The organism is Pseudomonas sp. GW821-FHT02A08, assembly GCF_059422045.1.
Window position 1 is genome coordinate 93090 of the sequence record NZ_JBWKWD010000012.1, and the last position, 16601, is coordinate 109690.

Annotated in this window: 16 protein-coding genes; 9 read left to right on the top strand and 7 right to left on the bottom strand. The window is 60.5% G+C overall.

The features are described 5' to 3' along the window. Positions 1-145 precede the first annotated feature (145 nt). Genes AC07W4_RS11465 through zur form a run of 4 tightly spaced genes read right to left on the bottom strand, consistent with a single transcriptional unit; the run spans position 146 to position 2948 of the window. Positions 146-862, bottom strand: a complete 717-nt coding sequence (locus AC07W4_RS11465) for a PA5502 family lipoprotein (RefSeq protein WP_495032483.1) — start codon at positions 860-862, stop codon at positions 146-148. Positions 863-899: 37 nt separating this feature from the next. After that, positions 900-1688, bottom strand: a complete 789-nt coding sequence (gene znuB / locus AC07W4_RS11470; RefSeq protein ID WP_495032484.1) for a zinc ABC transporter permease subunit ZnuB — start codon at positions 1686-1688, stop codon at positions 900-902. Next, positions 1681-2466, bottom strand: coding sequence for a zinc ABC transporter ATP-binding protein ZnuC (znuC, locus tag AC07W4_RS11475; protein WP_007989407.1), 786 nt, complete (start codon positions 2464-2466; stop codon positions 1681-1683). The genes znuB and znuC overlap by 8 nt, the downstream gene beginning before the upstream one ends. Then, the gene (gene zur / locus AC07W4_RS11480) at positions 2466-2948 is read right to left on the bottom strand and encodes a zinc uptake transcriptional repressor Zur (protein WP_008045818.1); all 483 of its coding nucleotides are present in this window, start codon (positions 2946-2948) and stop codon (positions 2466-2468) included. The genes znuC and zur overlap by 1 nt, the downstream gene beginning before the upstream one ends. A 66-nt stretch (positions 2949-3014) precedes the next feature. On the opposite strand from zur, the gene znuA reads away from it, so the two are divergent. Continuing rightward, positions 3015-3935, top strand: a complete 921-nt coding sequence (gene znuA / locus AC07W4_RS11485; protein ID WP_495032485.1) for a zinc ABC transporter substrate-binding protein ZnuA — start codon at positions 3015-3017, stop codon at positions 3933-3935. 80 nt (positions 3936-4015) lie between these two features. Here the strand turns inward: znuA and AC07W4_RS11490 are convergent, their stop codons facing one another. Beyond that, the gene (locus AC07W4_RS11490) at positions 4016-4966 is read right to left on the bottom strand and encodes a homoserine kinase (protein ID WP_495032486.1); all 951 of its coding nucleotides are present in this window, start codon (positions 4964-4966) and stop codon (positions 4016-4018) included. A gap of 60 nt (positions 4967-5026) precedes the next feature. Next, on the bottom strand, positions 5027-5314 hold the full coding sequence (locus AC07W4_RS11495; RefSeq protein ID WP_495032487.1) for a DUF2782 domain-containing protein: 288 nt from the start codon (positions 5312-5314) through the stop codon (positions 5027-5029). 74 nt (positions 5315-5388) lie between these two features. Here AC07W4_RS11495 and polA point away from each other — a divergent pair, with 74 nt between their 5' ends. Continuing rightward, positions 5389-8193 (top strand): DNA polymerase I, encoded by a 2805-nt coding sequence (gene polA / locus AC07W4_RS11500; RefSeq protein ID WP_495032488.1) that lies wholly within the window; start codon positions 5389-5391, stop codon positions 8191-8193. A gap of 321 nt (positions 8194-8514) precedes the next feature. Here the strand turns inward: polA and yihA are convergent, their stop codons facing one another. Beyond that, positions 8515-9159 carry a ribosome biogenesis GTP-binding protein YihA/YsxC gene (yihA, locus tag AC07W4_RS11505; RefSeq protein ID WP_495032489.1) on the bottom strand — a complete coding sequence of 215 codons (645 nt, stop codon included), beginning with the start codon at positions 9157-9159 and terminating at the stop codon, positions 8515-8517. A 191-nt stretch (positions 9160-9350) separates the two neighbouring features. Between yihA and AC07W4_RS11510 the strand changes: the two genes are divergently transcribed. The 7 genes from AC07W4_RS11510 (at position 9351) to AC07W4_RS11540 (ending at position 16600) form a co-directional block, all read left to right on the top strand. After that, entirely contained in the window at positions 9351-9641 is a 291-nt protein-coding gene (locus AC07W4_RS11510) for a c-type cytochrome (protein ID WP_008002190.1), read from the top strand. A 45-nt stretch (positions 9642-9686) separates the two neighbouring features. Beyond that, a complete protein-coding gene (locus AC07W4_RS11515) occupies positions 9687-10316 on the top strand; it encodes a c-type cytochrome (protein WP_495032490.1) in 630 nt (209 codons plus the stop codon). Positions 10317-10516: 200 nt separating this feature from the next. Next, positions 10517-11158, top strand: coding sequence for a thiol:disulfide interchange protein DsbA/DsbL (locus AC07W4_RS11520; protein ID WP_008045826.1), 642 nt, complete (start codon positions 10517-10519; stop codon positions 11156-11158). Between the two features lie 14 nt (positions 11159-11172). Next, positions 11173-12051, top strand: coding sequence for an endonuclease/exonuclease/phosphatase family protein (locus AC07W4_RS11525; RefSeq protein ID WP_008045827.1), 879 nt, complete (start codon positions 11173-11175; stop codon positions 12049-12051). Next, positions 12048-14027 carry a GGDEF domain-containing protein gene (locus AC07W4_RS11530; RefSeq protein WP_495032491.1) on the top strand — a complete coding sequence of 660 codons (1980 nt, stop codon included), beginning with the start codon at positions 12048-12050 and terminating at the stop codon, positions 14025-14027. The genes AC07W4_RS11525 and AC07W4_RS11530 overlap by 4 nt, the downstream gene beginning before the upstream one ends. A gap of 103 nt (positions 14028-14130) precedes the next feature. After that, a complete protein-coding gene (locus AC07W4_RS11535) occupies positions 14131-14910 on the top strand; it encodes an N-acetylmuramoyl-L-alanine amidase (protein ID WP_008045831.1) in 780 nt (259 codons plus the stop codon). A 76-nt stretch (positions 14911-14986) separates the two neighbouring features. Continuing rightward, on the top strand, positions 14987-16600 hold the full coding sequence (locus AC07W4_RS11540; protein WP_495032492.1) for an EAL domain-containing protein: 1614 nt from the start codon (positions 14987-14989) through the stop codon (positions 16598-16600). The last annotated feature ends 1 nt before the right edge of the window (position 16601 follow it).

The following is a 16601-nucleotide window of genomic DNA, read 5'->3' on the forward strand; positions in this document are numbered from 1 at the left end:
TTCCGGTCTGAGAGCTTTACTGCCAGACAGGACGCCTTCGCGGGCAAGCCCGCTCCCACAGGGCTCCGGGTTGGTCACTTACTTTGTGGCTAACTCGGACATTGTGGGAGCGGGCTTGCTCCGGGCGGCGTTCCGACGAAGCTTTTCAGGGGTTACGCGGGCTCAGAACCATCTGCGCCGGAACACTGCGCAAAATCTGCCGCTCCAGGTTCAGATCAAACTCGGGATCGAGCTTTTTCACCCGTTTGGTCAGCAAGTTAGCCAGCCAAGGGTAATCGTTGGTGCGTGGAGCCTGAATGCTCACGTCGCACTGAAAACTCACCACATCGGCGGCGATGGCATCCAGTTGGCGACGTAGCTTTCCCATATCGTTGATATTCAGCACGACCGTGGTGCTCTCTGCCGTCAGGTCGATAACCTTGGCTTTTGGCTTGGCTTCGGCAGCCTTGAGGGCGGCTTCGGCTTTTTCCAGCTCGGCCTTGCGCGCCTGGGCAATCGAGCCGTTGACTCCGCCGGTCAGTGCCGGAGCCTTGGGCATTAGCGCGCGGGCACGGCTCAGGGCAGTCGCGGCGGCATCCACGTCACCCTTTTGCAGTACGGTCTGGCTGCGGCGCAGATAGGCCTCGGCCAGTTGCCGCTGGTATTGCTCAAGGGAAGCATCGTTGGGCGATTCGGCCTGCAAGGCTGCCAATTGGTCTTCGGCAATGGCCAGCTCGTCGCTGGCGATGTTTTGCTCCAGCTGCACGATGGCCATGGCACGTGCATCGGCGGCCTTGGTGGCTTGCGATGGCGTGCTTTGGCAGGCGCCCAGCAGCAAAGAAAATGCGACAAGGAGCAGATAACGGGAGGCGAACGACTTCATTCCTGCGACTCTCTATTTGCGCAAAAAACGAGCAAGTCTACACCCCTCGACGGGGCAGAACAAAACTCAGCAGAAATAGCGCGGCGGCCGTCACTACAATCGACGGGCCGGCCGGGGTGTCCTTGAACCAGGACAACGCCAGCCCGCCACACACGGCGAGTATGCCCAGCAGGCTCGCGCCCAGTGCCATCTGCTCCGGCGAGCGGGCGTGACGTTGTGCCGCAGCCGCCGGGATGATCAGCAGCGAAGTGATCAGCAATACCCCGACGATTTTCATCGCCACGGCGATCACTACGGCGATCAACAGCATCAGGGCCAGGCGCAATCCCGCCACCGGCAGGCCTTCGACCCTGGCCAGTTCTTCGTGCACCGTGATCGCCAGCAATGGGCGCCACAACGCAACCAGCAAGAGCAGTACCGCAGCGCTGCCGCCAAGGATCCAGGCCAGATCGGTCGGGCTGATCGCCAGCAAGTCACCGAACAGGTAAGCCATCAGGTCGATCCGCACTTCGTGCATGAAGCTTAGTACCACCAAGCCTAGAGAGAGCGTGCTGGGTGCGAGAATTCCCAAAAGCGTGTCGGACGCCAGCGGCTGGCGTTGTTGCAAGGTCACCAGCATCACCGCCAACAGCAAGCAGCCTACGGTGACGGCAACGGTCGGGCTGACATCCAGCAGGAAGCCCAAGGCCACACCGAGCAATGCCGCGTGGGACAAGGTGTCGCCGAAATAGGCCATGCGCCGCCAGACCACGAAAGACCCCAGCGGGCCTGCGACGGCGGCCAGGGCCAGGCCTGCAAGCAGGGCGTAGAGCAGAAAATCAGCCATGCTTGCAGCTATCTCCGTGAACATGGGGTTGGCCCGACGCGGGCGCCTTGACCACCGAACCATGCAAGTCGTGGGCGTGGTCGTGATGGTGGTGATAAATCGCCAGGCTTTGTGCGTTCTTTCCGAACAGCTCGACGAACGCCGGATCGCCGCTGACCTGCTCGGGATGGCCGGAACAGCAGACGTGACGATTAAGGCAAACCACCTGGTCCGTGGTGCTCATCACCAGATGCAAATCGTGGGAGACCATCAGCACGCCGCAACCGTGACGGTCGCGCAGGCGAGTGATCAGGCTGTATAGCTCAGCCTGGCCGGCCACGTCGACACCCTGTACCGGCTCGTCGAGTACCAGCAGTTCCGGCTCGCGTAACAAGGCCCGGGCCAGTAACACGCGTTGCATTTCGCCACCGGAAACGCTTTGCACCGGGCTGTCGATCACCTGTTCGGCGCCGACTTCCTTGAGTGCCGCCAAGGCCATCGCACGGTCCACGCCCGGCACCAGGCGCAAGAATCGCAGGACCGATAGCGGGAGGGTCGGGTCGACATGAAGTTTTTGCGGCATGTAACCGACCCGCAGTTTCGGCTTGCGCCAGACGCTGCCGCTGTCTGGTTTCAACAGGCCGAGCACGGCACGAACCAAGGTGGTTTTGCCGGCGCCGTTGGGGCCGATCAGGGTAACGATCTGCCCCGGCTCGACGCTCAGCTCAATGTTGTCCAGCACCGGTTGCCCGGCGAACGTGACGGCAACCTGCTCAAGACGGATCAGCGCGTTGCTCATCAAGCCCCCTGGCAACCCGAGCAGAGACCGACCACTTCGACGGTCTGGCCTTCGACGACAAACCCGACATCCCGAGCGCTGGCGATGATCGCGTCGCTGATGGATTTTTGCTCAAGCTCGATCGCGGCGTGGCACACACGGCAGATCAGGAACTGACCCTGGTGAGCATGTTCCGGGTGATTGCAGCCAATGAAGGCGTTGAGCGAGGAAATCCGATGGACCAGGCCGTTTTCCAGCAGGAAATCCAGCGCGCGGTACACCGTCGGCGGCGCGGCACGGCGGCCGTCCTGCTCGCTGAGGACCGCGAGAATGTCGTAGGCCCCCAGGGGCTTGTGGCTTTGCCACACCAGTTCCAGCACTCGCCGGCGCAACGCGGTCAGGCGCAGGCCTTGACGTGCGCACAGGGCATCGGCCTCGGACAAAGCGCTGTGAACGCAATGTGAGTGGTCGTGGGGGCGGCTGGCGATCGGTGTTTTTAGCATGAGCGGCGACGAGGTTTGTGAGAGACGTTATTATGTTACCCGTTCTCGCCTCTTCGAGTGGTCATCGTGTCCCGACTTTTTTCTGTTTTTGTCGCATTTATCGCAAGTTTTCTGCTGATCGGTCCGGCGCAGGCCGAGGTCAAGGTCCTTACCAGCATCAAGCCTCTGCAATTGATCGCCGCGGCGGTGCAGGACGGCGTGGCGATCCCCGAGGTTTTGCTGCCACCGGGTGCCTCGCCGCATAACTATGCGTTGCGCCCTTCCGACGTGCGCAAGGTGCAATCGGTGGACCTGTTGTACTGGATCGGTCCGGACATGGAAGGCTTCCTGCCACGGGTGCTCAATGGTCGTACGTTGCCCAACGTCGCCGTGCAGGATTTGCCGGGCATGAAACTGCGCCGCTTTGCCGAAGATAGCCACTCCCACGCTGAAGAAGCCGACGAACATGACCACGATCACCGTCCGGGCAGCCTGGATGCGCACCTGTGGCTGTCGCCGGTCAACGCCCGGGTCATCGCCACGAAAATGGCGGCTGACCTGAGTGCCGCCGATCCTGACAATGCCGCGCGCTATCAGAGCAATCTGAAAGCCTTCGACGAGCGTCTCGATGCACTGGATGCGCGTCTGAAGAAACGCCTGGCCGACGTTCAAGGCAAGCCCTACTTCGTGTTCCACGAAGCTTTCAACTACTTCGAAGACGCCTACGGCCTCAAGCACGTGGGTGTGTTCAGCGTCGCGGCCGAAGTCCAACCCGGTGCCCAGCATGTCGCGGCAATGCGCGCGCGGTTGCAGGAAGTCGGCAAGACCTGCGTGTTCAGCGAACCGCCGCTGCGGCCGCGCCTGGCGGAAACCCTGGTGGCGGGTTTACCGGTGAAGCTGGCTGAGCTGGATGCGCTGGGCGGGTATACGCCAGCGACCGCTCAGGGCTATGAGCAGGTGTTGGAGAAACTGGGGAATGATCTGGCGGGGTGTCTGGAGTCGTTGTAACCGCTGTAACAAAAGATCGCAGCCTGCGGCAGCTCCTACACCGATCTCTGTAGGAGCTGCCGAAGGCTGCGATCCTTGCTTTAAAGGGCGAAAGGCAACAGCGTATTGACCGTCTGCCGCTGCGCCAGGCGCAACTGGAACTCCATCGGATCGTGAATCAACACATCCTGCCCGGCGAACGACTCTGCCGCGATCAAGCGTGACAACCAGAACCGTACGCAAGCCACCCGCAGCATGGTCGGCCACAACTCGGCTTCGGCGGCGGTGAACGGTCGCAAGGCCGCGTAAGCGCCGAGCAAGGCCCGCGCTCGCGGTCCGTCGATCACGCCATCGTCGTCCGAGCACCAGTCGTTCAAGGCAATCGCCACGTCGTAGAGCATCGGCCCGGAGCAGGCGTTGTAGAAATCGATCAGCCCGGTCAGGTGCGTGCCTTCGAACATCGCGTTGTCGCGGAACAGGTCGGCGTGAATGTTCGCCCGCGGCAGTGCCAGGATTTTTTCTTTCTGTCGGGTGATTTCTTCAAGCGCCCGTTGCAGCAAGTCTTTCTGTTCGGCACCGAGGTGCGACAAAAACTGCGTACCCTCTTCCAGCATCCAGTCCAGGCCACGATCGGTTTTGCGCTTGATCATATTGGCCTGGGTCGCCAGGTGCAGATGGCCGAGCAACTCGCCCACCTGCGCGCAATGTTGCGCGTTGGCTTGCTTGATGTGCTTGCCGGCCAGGCGCGGTTGCAGCAACGCAGGTTTTCCCGCCAGTTCGCGCAAGGCCACGCCGTCGGTGGTGCGCAAGGCGTACGGCACCGGCAGGTCGGCGCCGTGCAGCACGTCGAGCAGTTCGATGAAGAACGGCATTTCCTGAACCGGGCCGCGCTCGACAAGGGTCAGGACAAACTCGCCCTGCTCCAGGCTGATAAAGAAATTGGTGTTTTCGCTACCGGCGGCAATCCCCTGGAAATCAAGCAGGCGGCCGAGGCCATAAGGGGCGAGAAAAGCTTCCAGCTCGGGCCGAGCCAGGGGGGTGAACACAGACATTTTTAAACTGCCAGTACGGGCGCCGCTGTTGAGCCAGCGCCGATTAAAGTTAAGGACGACTTACCACTTAAAAATTTCCCACGCCGGAATCAGCATATCCGGGTAATCAGAGCGGATGAAGTTTCCCTCCGAGCCATCCGCACGCACCAGGAAATACGGTTTGCCAACCTTTGGGGTGACCTTGATGGCGTACAAAAAGCCGTTTTGCCGGTATTCCTGGATGGTTTTATCGCCTTCCGTGCGAATGGTCACATCCGGGTCTGCCGACGGCGCATCATCCGCCGCCATGACGGCCAATGGTGCGATTGCAAACAAGCCAGCCAGCAACAGGCGATTTAGTGTGCGCATGATAACCTTGTCCCTTTGTCGTCAACGGTCCCGCTATTCTAGCGCCGGACCCGCCGAAAAGGTTGATCCTGCTCATGAGCCAAGCCCCCCTCGTCCTGGTGGACGGTTCTTCTTACCTGTACCGCGCCTTTCACGCGCTGCCGCCGTTGACCACGTCCAAAGGCCTGCCGACCGGCGCGGTCAAGGGCGTGCTGAACATGCTCAAGAGCCTGCGCAAGCAATATCCGGACAGTCCGTTCGCCGTGGTGTTCGACGCCAAGGGTGGGACTTTTCGCGATGACATGTACGCCGAATACAAGGCCAACCGTCCGAGCATGCCCGACGACATGCGCGTGCAGATCGAGCCGCTGCACCAGAGCGTGATCGCCCTGGGCTTCCCGCTGCTGTGCGTCGAAGGCGTCGAGGCCGATGACGTGATCGGCACCCTGGCCCGCAGCAGCGCGGCGGCGGATCGTCCGGTGATCATCTCCACGGGCGACAAGGACATGGCGCAACTGGTCGACGGTCACATTACCTTGGTCAACACCATGACCGGTAGCAGCATGGACGTGGAGGGCGTGAAGGAGAAATTCGGCGTCGCTCCGGAGCAGATCATCGATTATCTGGCGCTCATGGGCGATTCTTCCGACAACATCCCGGGCGTTCCGGGCATCGGTCCGAAGACGGCTTCCGGCCTGCTGGTCGGTGTGAACGGCGGCCTGACCGAGCTCTATGCGCAACTCGACATCGTGCCGACCCTGCCGATTCGTGGCGCCAAGACCCTGCCGGCCAAGCTCGAAGAGCACAAGGAAATGGCCTTCCTTTCCTATCAGCTGGCGACCATCAAGGTCGACGTGCCGCTGGACGTTGGGCTCGACGACTTGCAAATGGGTCCTGAAGATCCGGCGAAACTCTACGAGTTGTACAGCCTGCTGGAGTTCAAGAGCTGGCTGAACGACCTTGATCGCGACGCCAAACGCCTGGAACTGAGCGCTGCCGCCGAGCCTGCACCGGCCGTCGATCTGTTCAGCGAACCAGAGGCCGAAGCACCGGCCGCCGCTGCTGAAGCCGCCTATGAAACCATCCTCGATCAGGCGCGGTTCGATGCCTGGCTGGAAAAACTGAACAACGCCAAGCTGTTTGCCTTCGACACTGAAACCACCGGCATCGACGCGCAGCAGGCGCAACTGGTGGGGCTGTCGTTCGCGGTTCAGGCCAACGAAGCGGCCTACATCCCTTTGACCCATTCCTACATCGGCGTGCCGCAGCAACTGGACCGCGACACGGTCCTGCGCGCGCTCAAGCCGATTCTGGAGGACCCGGACAAGCTCAAGGTCGGCCAGCACGCCAAGTTCGACATGAACATCCTGGCCAACTGCGCCATCGGCGGCGATCAGGACAACGGTATTACCGTACGTGGCATCGCCTTCGACACCATGCTTGAGTCCTACGTGCTCAATTCCACGGCCACCCGCCATGACATGGACAGCCTGGCGCAGAAGTATCTGGACCACACCACGGTGAGTTTCCAGGACATCGCCGGCAAAGGCGTGAAGCAGCTGACGTTCGATCAGATCGCCCTGGAACAGGCCGGGCCTTATGCCGCCGAAGATGCGGATATCACCTTGCGTTTGCACCATGCCCTGTTCGAAAAGCTCTCGGCCATTCCGAGCCTGGCCAGCGTGCTGACCGACATCGAAATCCCGTTGGTGCCGGTATTGGCGCGTATCGAGCGCCAGGGCGCATTCGTCGACGCCGCCTTGCTAGGCGTGCAAAGCATCGAACTGGGCGACAAGATGGTGGCGCTGGAGCGTGAAGCCTTCGAGATTGCCGGCGAGGAATTCAACCTCGGTTCGCCCAAGCAACTTGGCGTGATCCTCTACGAGAAGCTCGGCCTGCCGGTGTTGAAGAAAACCGCCAAGGGTCAGCCGTCCACTGCCGAAGAAGTGCTGGCCAAACTGGCAGAAGACGACTATCGACTGCCGAAAGTGCTCATGGAATACCGCTCCATGAGCAAACTGAAAAGCACCTACACCGACCGTCTGCCGGAGCAGATCAACCCGCGTACCGGGCGGATCCATACCTCGTATCACCAGGCGGTAGCGTCCACCGGGCGGCTGTCCTCCAGTGATCCGAACCTGCAGAACATCCCGGTGCGCACCGCCGAAGGGCGTCGCATCCGCCAGGCCTTCGTGGCTCCAGCCGGTTACAAGCTGCTGGCGGCGGACTATTCGCAGATCGAACTGCGGATCATGGCGCACCTGTCCCGGGATGAAGGGCTGATGAACGCCTTCCGCCACAATCTGGACGTACACACCGCGACCGCCGCCGAGGTGTTCAAGGTCGAACTGGCCGACGTGACCTCCAACCAGCGCCGCAGTGCCAAGGCAATCAACTTCGGCCTGATCTACGGCATGGGCGCGCAGAAGCTCGGCAAGGACATCGGCGTCGACACCAAGACCGCCAAGGCCTACATCGATACCTACTTCGCCCGGTACCCGGGCGTTCGTCAGTACATGGACCGCACGCGTGCCCAGGCCGCCGAACAAGGTTATGTCGAGACGTTCTTCGGCCGTCGCCTGTACCTGCCGGACATCAACTCCAACAAGCCGCAAGAGCGCGCCGCCGCCGAACGCACGGCGATCAACGCACCGATGCAAGGCACCGCGGCGGACATCATCAAAAAAGCCATGGTCGCGGTGGATAACTGGCTGACCGCGTCGGGCCTCGACGCCAAAGTCATCTTGCAGGTGCACGATGAACTGGTGCTCGAGGTGCGTGAAGACCTGGTCGACCAGGTTCGCGATGAAATTCGCGTGCACATGAGCGAAGCAGCGAAACTTGACGTGCCGTTGCTGGTCGAAGTGGGTGTTGGAAATAACTGGGATGAGGCTCACTAAGCCCCCTGGAAAGACCTTTTCTGCTGCGGCATAGTGCCGCGGCAGAATGGCGCAAACAGCTTGGTCCGGAAGGCGATCAGAGTTATTTCAACGCTATTTGAAAAAAATCTGAACTAATCTTGCACACCACCACTCAGAGTTACTGAATGGCTGGTGAAGCCCTTCGATGCTCCTATGTTGTGTTAAGTGTTGGCAGATATCTGGACCCCGCCCTAGCGGTCTAGAGCTTGAACCCCGGAACTTCTCCCTCCCCATATGAAGCCCGGGGTTTTTTTTGCCCCGAGAAAACTGCCTGGGTGCGCCGCAGGCAGTTTTCGGTACTTACTGAGCTTCTGCTTCGGCACCCTTGTCCGCCAGCTCCATCCAGCCAGCCAGTACGGTGTAGGCATCTTCCAGGCCCATGCGTTTGGGGGCCGAAAACAGCTGGATTGTCACCAGATCACCCCAGCCCTTGCGGATTTCCGACTGAACCTTGAGCAGCGTGTTCTTGGCCGCGCCATAAGTCAGCTTGTCCGCTTTGGTCAGCAGAATGTGCATCGGCATGCCTGCGGCCACGGCCCAGTCGAGCATCAGCAGGTCGAAATCGGTCATCGGATGGCGGATGTCCATCATCAGGATCAGACCTTTCAAACTCTCGCGACCACCCAGATATGCCTCCAGGTGACGCTGCCAGTGTTGCTTGAGCGGGATCGGTACTTTTGCATAACCGTAGCCCGGCAGGTCGACCAGACGGCGTTCATCGTCTAGCTTGAAGAAATTCAACAGTTGCGTGCGCCCCGGGGTTTTCGAGGTGCGCGCCAGGCTGGCGTGGGTCAGGGTGTTCAGGGCACTCGACTTGCCGGCGTTGGAACGCCCGGCGAAGGCGACTTCGAAGCCCTCGTCATCCGGACATTGGTCGACTTTGGCGGCGCTGAGCATGAAGGTGGACTGTTGGCACAGACCGAGGATGGGATTCTTGAGTTGCATGGGATTTCCGATGTGGGCGGCGCCAGGAATGGGTGCGGCAAGCAGTGTCGCTTCCGTTTCAGTGACGCCAGTATATAATGCCGCAGATTTTGTGTGCGCTTTGTCCCAGCGTAGGATGAAGTTCACGAGAGCGACAGACCTTGATTGCGCACTAGAACGCAGCTCGCTCTCAACCCTGAAAAGGTCGTTTTATGACGAAATGGCTGCTAGCTGCCGGTGTATTGATGCCGCTTTACAGCGCTCAGGCTACACAGGATCCGGAAGCTGTGTACAACCGTGTTTGTGGTGCCTGTCATTCCGGCCAACTCCCCATGGCGCCGAAAAAAGGCGATCAGGAAGCTTGGACGCCGAGGTTGGCGAAAGGTATGGAGACGCTGGTGCAACACGTGACCCAGGGTTTCAAGGCGATGCCGCCGCGTGGTTTGTGCATGGACTGCAGTGCCGAGGATTACCAAGCCATCATCCTTTGGATGAGCGAGTAAGCCCGGTCCATAACTCTTAACCCTTAGCCGTAGTTGGATTAGCTGATGAAGAAATTGATCGTGAGTCTGCTGTTGACCGTGGGCATCTCCGGCATGGCCCATGCTGCAGGTGAGGCAGTACAACCGGGTGATGCCAAAGCCGGCCAGGCCAAAGCCGCCGTCTGTGGCGCCTGCCACGGCCCGGATGGCAACAGCATGGCGCCAAACTTTCCAAAACTGGCGGGTCAGGGTGAACGCTACCTGACCAAGCAATTGCACGACATCAAGTCGGGCAAGCGCACCGTTCTGGAGATGACCGGCCTGCTGACCAACCTGAGCGATCAGGACCTGGCGGACATCGCCGCCTACTTCGCCAGCCAGAAAGGCAGCGTCGGAGCCGCCGATCCAAAGATCGTCGCTCGCGGTGAAGCCCTGTTCCGTGGTGGTGACCTGGCCAAGGGCCTGCCATCCTGCACCGGTTGCCACTCCCCAAATGGCGCAGGTAACGCGGCTGCCGGTTTCCCGCACCTGGGTGGCCAGCACGCTCAATACGTCGGCAAGCAACTGGTCGATTTCCGCAAGGAAGAAGGCGGCCGTACCAACGACGGCGATACCAAGCCCATGCAGACCATTGCCAAGAAGCTGAGTGACGAAGACATCGCCGCGGTGTCCAGCTACATTCAAGGCCTGCACTAAGGCTGGCGGATCGGGCGTTGAACGGGGTGCTCATCACCTGCAACGTTAACGCTCGATTAATCCGTTGCAACGAGTATAAAAAGGGTGGCTTTGGCCGCCCTTTTTTGTGGCCGCTGCCGTTACACTACAGAACTCAAACCCGCCAGGACCTGTCTGATAACAGGTCGCGCGAGGCGAAAAAATTTGTCCAGGAGTAAAGCATGCGTAATCTGATCATCAGCGCCGTTTTTGCCGCTGCCAGCCTGTTCGGCATGACTGCCCAGGCCGCTGACGCCCCCGCCGCACCTTATGTCGAACTGAGCAACCCGGTTCCGGTCGCCGTGCCTGGCAAGATCGAAGTGGTAGAGCTGTTCTGGTACGGCTGCCCGCATTGCTACGCCTTCGAGCCAGTGATCAATCCGTGGGTCGAGAAGCTGCCTTCGGACGTGAACTTCGTGCGCATTCCAGCCATGTTCGGTGGCCCGTGGGACGCTCACGGTCAGATGTTCCTGACCCTTGAAGCCATGGGTGTCGAGCACAACGTTCACGCCGCGGTGTTCAACGCGATTCAGAAAGAACACAAGAAACTGACCGACAAGGATGACATGGCCGACTTCCTCGCTACCCAAGGCGTGGACAAGGACAAGTTCCTCGCGACTTTCGACTCTTTCGCTATCAAAGGTCAGATCGTCAAGGCTCGTGAACTGGCCAAGAAGTATGAAATCTCCGGCGTTCCAACCATGATCGTCAACGGCAAGTACCGTTTTGACGTGGGTTCCGCCGGCGGTGCCGAACAGGCCCTGCAACTGGCCGACAAACTGATCGACAAAGAGCGAGCGGCTAACAAGGCTGCCGCCAACTAAGGGCAGTCACTGCCATGCGCCGATGGGGTACTGAACGCATCGTTGGCCTGCATCATCCGCGGGTCAACGAGCATCATCTGGAGTCCACGGGCCTGCCCGCAGACAGCCGTCTGCGCTTGCTCAGTTTCAATATCCAGGTCGGCATCAGTACCGAGCGCTACCGGCATTACCTGACCCGGGGCTGGCAACATCTGTTACCGCACACCGGGCGTGCCGACAATCTGCAAAAAATCGGCAATCTGCTGGGCGATTTCGATCTGGTCGCCCTGCAGGAAGCCGATGGCGGCAGCCTGCGATCAGGCTACGTCAATCAAGTCGAACACCTGGCCCAGCTCGGCGCCTTTCCCTACTGGTATCAACAACTCAATCGCAATCTCGGTCGTCTGGCCCAGCACAGCAATGGCGTGCTCAGCCGATTGCGTCCGTGGGCAATTGAAGATCATCCGTTGCCGGGGCCAAAAGGGCGTGGAGCCATTCTGATACGGTTCGGCGAAGGCCCGGAAGCGCTGGTGGTGGTCATGATGCACCTGGCGTTGGGCGCCCGGGCGCGCAGCCTGCAACTGGCCTACATCCGCGAGTTGGTTGGCGACTACAAGCACCAGGTGCTGATGGGCGACATGAACACCCATGCCAGTGACCTGCTGCAACATTCCCCGTTGCGCGACCTCGGCCTGCTCGCGCCGCAGCTGGAAGCGACGTTTCCCAGCTGGCGCCCACAGCGCTGCCTGGACCATATCCTGCTGAGCCCGAGCCTGACCCTGGAAAAGGTCGAGGTGCTGGCGCAGCCCATTTCCGATCACCTGCCGGTCGCGGTAGAGATTCGTTTGCCAGGTTCGCTCACGGCCGATGCATTGCCCGCGTTGAGTCCTGCCCCTCGCGGAACCCCTGAATGAGCGACGAAGCACAGCGCTGGAAAGAGAAGTACCTCAAAAGCATCGAACAACAGGAGAAGCTCGAACGTCGCTGGGACGCACGACTCGACTTGCTGCGTCGAGGGCTGGTGCGCAGCACCCTGGCGGCGGAAGGTACTGACCGCGCCGTTGACCAATGCATGAAGGAAATGCGCGAAGTCGTGCGCACCGACGACATGGACGCTGGCCTGGCTGCGCTGATTCCACGCCTGGAAAAAGCCGTGCTCGACTCGGAGCAGCGTCGGGAAACCCGGGTCAACCAGACCAGTGCCGCCCTGACCGCGCTGGTCACGCAACTGCAAACATTGCCGTTGCCGCGGGATGTGAGCCGGCCACTCAAGAGTTTCGCCAAGCAGCTGGAGGCACGGGTCAGTCAGGCGCGTGAGATACCCTTGCTGCTCAGCGAGCTGAGTGGCTTGCAGGGCAAAGCCCTGAGCCAGTTGGAGACCCCGACGGAGAACGGCCGGCCGGGCTTGCTGCAGCGGTTGTTCGGCGGTCGTGAAGCGGAGGAGGTAGCGGCATCAACGGCTACGTCTTCTGACCTGGCCTCTGTAGCCGAGAACCCTGCGGCAACTTTCGAGGTACCCCCTGCTGAGCGAGTTGAAGACGACTGCGCGCTGACCGAGCCAACCGTGGCTGTGCCTGCTCCGGCAATCGTGGCTTTTGCCCCCCCGGCTACGGAGTCTCAACCGGCCAGTGCCGTCGCGACAGAAATCGAATCGGCCGAGCAACCGATCCCGGAAACCATCACGGTGTCTCCCGAGTCGGAAACAAACCCCGACGAGCTGACCACGCAAGCATCGCCGGATAGCTTGCCGTTACCTGCGATGGCTATGGAAGACGTGGCCGCCGCCGAGCAGGCGTCATCCGAACACGACATTCTCTACGCACTCCCGGATTCCCCCGAGCCCTCCTACAGTTCGGTGGCCAGCCACATCGAAGACACGCTGCTGGGGCTGCTCGACGATCTGACATTGCCCGAGCGTCATCGCCCGCAAGCCGAGTCCATGCGCGATCGTCTGAAAAACGGTCTGAACTGGTACGAATTGCTGCCGATCCTCGACGACTTCGCCACCTTGATGCTGGCCATTACCGACAGCGGCCAGCATGAGTTCGAAGCCTATCTGCAACGACTGAACGAGCGCCTCGAATCGTTCCAGAGCAACTTGCAGGCTGCCACCGCAGGACACGCCGACAACCGTTCGGCTGCGCGGCAGATGGACACGCAGATCCGCGAACAGGTCGATGGCCTGCAAAGCAGCATGCAGGAAGCCTCGGACCTGGAAGATCTCAAGCACGTGCTGGAAAACCATCTCGAAGGCTTGCTGGGCACCATGGACCAGCACCAGAAACAGCGCGATGAACGTGAGCAGGAGGTCGCTGCGCGCCTGCACAGTCTGGCCGAGCGGGTCGCCCATATGGAGCAGGAGGCCCAGGGTTACCGCGAGCACCTTGAAGAGCAACGGCAGAAGGCATTGGTCGACCCGTTGACCGGGCTGCCCAACCGCGCGGCCTGGAGCGAGCGCCTGGATCATGAAGTCACACAATGGCAGCAACATGGCAACACGCTGCTGCTAGCCATGCTCGACCTCGATCATTTCAAGCGCATCAACGATAACTACGGGCACCTGGCCGGTGACAAAGTGCTGAAAATCATCGCCGGCGTGTTGCGCAAGCGGCTGCGCGGGACGGATTTCATTGCCCGGTTTGGCGGCGAGGAGTTTGTGCTGTTGATGCCATCCACGGTGCCGGCGGCGGGGCTGAAGTTGCTGGAAGCCTTGCGGGCCTCCATCGAGGCCTGCCCGTTCCACTTCAAGGGAGAGCCGGTGACCATCACCGTGTCTATCGGGATGACGGCATTCAGGCCGGGTGAACACGGCGATCAGGTGCTTAAAAGAGCCGATCAGGCGCTGTATCGCGCAAAAAATGCCGGACGCAACCGGGTGGAACCGAGCTGACGGTTATTTGTTCCATTTTGTTAAATTCGATGGGGTTGCCGTCCACCCGCAAGGCATTACGTTACACTGTTGCATTATTGTCTTGCGTGTACTGCCTTTCGCCATGAAATATTTCGCTCTGATCGTATCGCTGATTGTGCTTGCCGGCTGTGCCAGCGGTCCCCGTTTCGACACCAGCCACCCTTCGGCCAATTACGACAGCCGCGTGCAATTTGTGGTGGTGCATTACACCAATGCCTCGCTGGAGCGCTCATTGCAATTGCTGACCCACGGTGAAGTCAGCAGCCATTACCTGATCGGTGATGACAAGGGCGCCACCATCTACAAGCTGATGGATGAAAATGTGCGGGCCTGGCACGCCGGGGAGAGCGAGTGGGATGGCCGGACCTGGCTGAATTCCAGCTCCATCGGTATCGAAATCGTCAATCCGGGGTTCAAGGACACCCCGACCGGACGGCTGTGGTATCCCTACACCGAAGATCAGGTCCAGTCGTTGATCGTGTTGCTCAAGGACATCAGCAAGCGTCACGGCATAAAGCCTCGCGACATCATTGGCCATAGCGATATCGCACCCTTGCGCAAGCTGGACCCGGGGCCGCTGTTTCCCTGGAAGCGTCTGGCTTCCGAAGGCTTGGGCATCTGGCCGAATGAACAGTCGGTGGCACGCCAACAAATGCTGTTCGCCGAGCAGTTGCCGAGCATTAGCTGGTTTCAGGCGCAGTTGGCCCGCCTGGGTTATGCCTCGCCACAAACCGGCGAGCTCGATGTCGCGACGCGACATGTGATCGCGGCATTTCAGATGCATTTCCGTCCGGCGCGCTTCGATGGCACTCCGGATGCGCAAACTGCCGCGCTACTGTTGGTGTTGAATCAGACAAAATAATGACGCCCGCCCGACGGTCAGGGCTTTTTTCCAATCAGCAGCTATAACTCATTGGTAATCCTTCGGATATTTCACAATGACCGCTGCTCAAGAGACCTTCCGTAGTTGGTTCCATCGCCCCTGGTTCCTGGGGCTGATGTCTACTGTCTTGAGCGCAACGTTATTGATGGCCGGCAGCCTGTTCGTCGCCATACACCAGGTCGAGCAAAACGAAAGCGAAGAAATGAATGCTCAGGGCGAACGCTTCCTCGCCCGTCTGGAACAGCTCTTCGGTCAACTGCGTGAAAGCCTTGACGACCTTGAAGCGCAACCGTTGCGCGGCTGCGATGCTGAAATGATCGCAACCTTGCAACAGGTTTCGTTCAATTATCGCTTCGTCTACGAAGCCGCCTACATGGACTCCTCGCGAATCTGCTCCAATCGCCCTCGCCAGGAAGGGTTGTCGCTCAGTCGATCGCCGGACATCAAAGGCCCGACTTATAGCTATTGGCTCAACACCACTACCGAACCCGATGAAAACCGCGCCGCGCTGATGCTCGGGCGCGGGAATTTCCGGGTCGCGACCTCTCGTGGGCATTTGACAGATATGGTTGACCTGTCGCCGGGCAGCAGCCTGCTGGTGGTCCTGGACCATGGCGCGCGCGCGATACCGGTGCTCGGCGCTACTCAGGCCTGGCCGCCGGCCGAGGCCTGGCCACCGAAAAACCGTGATGCGCTGCAAATCACCCAGACACGCTTGATATACCGCATGCCCACCGACAACCCGGAATATCAATTGGTGTTGATCAGCCCGCGCACCGGCATGCATATCCCGGCGGTCTGGTGGTGGTTGCTTCCGGCCAGCCTCGCGCTGGGCACATGCGTTGGGTTCCTGGTGTTTTTGCTGGTACGCCAACGGCAGTCGCTGGACGCCGAACTGACCGGTGCGATTCGCCGTGGCGAGTTGCAGGTGCTGTATCAACCGATCTTCGACCTCGATAGCCGCAACTGCGTCGGGGCTGAAGCACTGCTGCGCTGGCGCAGGCCGGACGGTACCCTGACCAGTCCCGACCTGTTCATTCCGATGGCGGAGAACACCGGGCAGATTCGCCAGATGACGGACTTCGTCCTGCAGCGCCTGCTCGAGCAACTCGGCCAGTTGCTGCGTGCCAACCCGCAACTGTACATCTCGGTCAATCTCGCGGCGTGTGATGTGATGGTTCCTCGGATCGGCCAGGTGATGGCGCGGTTGCTGACACTGCATCGCGTCGCTGCGCGGCAAATTGCCTTTGAAGTCACCGAACGCGGGCTGGTCGACGTGGTGGTGGCCCGGGAAAACCTGCAAGCGCTGCGGGATGTCGGGCACCAGGTGTTGATCGATGACTTCGGCACCGGCTATTGCAGCCTCGCCTATTTGCAAACCCTGCCGGTCGATTGCCTGAAAATCGACAAAGCGTTCATTGATGCGCTGGGCCATGACGCCGCCAGCAGCGGTGTGGCTCCGCACATCATTCACATGGCCCAGTCGCTTCACTTGAAGGTGATTGCCGAGGGCATCGAACATGAGGCCCAGGCCGCGTTCCTGTGCAGTGAAGGCGTGAGGTTCGGCCAGGGCTGGCTGTTCGCCCGCGCGCTGAGCGCAGTGCAGTTCACCGAATTGATTACCCGGGGGCGACGTCGGGGAGGCCGGCGCCTGGATGATGAAGCGTGAG